The organism is Streptomyces recifensis (assembly GCF_002154615.1).
GTDB lineage: Bacteria > Actinomycetota > Actinomycetes > Streptomycetales > Streptomycetaceae > Streptomyces > Streptomyces griseoluteus.
This window is the reverse complement of sequence record NZ_MUNH01000924.1, coordinates 1-1085: the sequence shown is the minus strand read 5'-3', so window position 1 is coordinate 1085 and position 1085 is coordinate 1. Positions and strand designations below refer to the sequence as shown.

Here is a 1085-nt window from a genome sequence, read left to right as displayed (position 1 = left end):
GGACGAGGACGAAAAGCCCGGGCTTTTCGTCCTCGTCCTCTGCGTGCGGCTCCGCCGGGTCGGTGGGCTCACCCTCTGCGTGCCGCTTCGGTTCGGGCGCGGCCTCCGCGTGTGGACCCGGCTCGGCCGGCTTGCCCTCGGCCTGGCGGCCCGGCTCGGTCGCCTTGCCCTGTCCCCGCTGCTCCGGTCCGGACGCGTCCTGTTCCCGCTGCTCCGGCCGGGACGCGCCCTCCGCCTGCGCCTGCCCGGTGTCCTCGGTCGCGCCCGCCGCCAGGGTCTCCAGCGTCCGCGTCAGCAGACGGTTCGCCGCTGTCGTCACCGCGTCCGCGGGGAGTTCCGCGAGGCGGCCCTCCGCCTTGGCCGTGCCGCCCACGGTGACCGTCGTGCCGTTCCGCGTGGGCGCCAGAGCCAGGGTCAGGGACAGGATGACCGTGCCCGCGCCGCGGGACTCCGTGCCGTCCGCGCGCACCGCGTAGGTGCCGTCCGCCCGCTGGCTCACCGCCAGCGTGCCCCGGTACGTCACCGAGTGCCCGCCGACCCGTAGCTTCAGGCGGCCGGCGACGGGAGCCGCACCGGCGTCCTGCTGAAGTCCCGGCACCGCGCGGGCCACCCTCACGGCGTCCGCGAGGGCCTCCCTGAGCCGGTCGGCCGGAACCGGAACGAAGACCTGGAGCTCCATGTTGGCCGAGCCTACCCAGTAGTCCCCGGAATGCACCTGCCCTGGCGGCGAACGGGAGAACCGGCCCCTGGACCCGCGCCCCCGAGACTCCGGTCCCGCAGGGCCACGCACCCGCGCCCCCGAGACTCCGGCTCAAGGACCCCTCAGTACTGCGGATGCGCCAGCGTCGACGGCCGCAGGCCCGGTACGTGGGTGAGGCGGGCCGCCACCCCTCCACCCTGACGGACCCGGACCTGGCGGCGGACATCGCGGCGGCCCGCCTCACCCACGTACCGGGCCTGCGGCCGTCGACGCTGGCGCATCCGCAGTACTGAGGGGTCCTTGAGCCGGAGTCTCGGGGGCGCGGGTGCGTGGCCCTGCGGGACCGGAGTCTCGGGGGCGCGGGTCCAGGGTCCGGTTCGCCCGT

General features: G+C 75.9%; 2 protein-coding genes. One reads left to right on the top strand and one right to left on the bottom strand.

Features of this window, described 5'->3' with window-relative positions; genetic code table 11:
- Positions 1-679: SRPBCC domain-containing protein (locus CCN33_RS30850; RefSeq protein WP_086696529.1), on the bottom strand; the 679-nt coding region annotated here is incomplete at its 3' end.
- Between the two features lie 155 nt (positions 680-834).
- On the opposite strand from CCN33_RS30850, the gene CCN33_RS32435 reads away from it, so the two are divergent.
- Positions 835-993 (top strand): hypothetical protein, encoded by a 159-nt coding sequence (locus CCN33_RS32435; protein ID WP_167387998.1) that lies wholly within the window; start codon positions 835-837, stop codon positions 991-993.
- The last annotated feature ends 92 nt before the right edge of the window (positions 994-1085 follow it).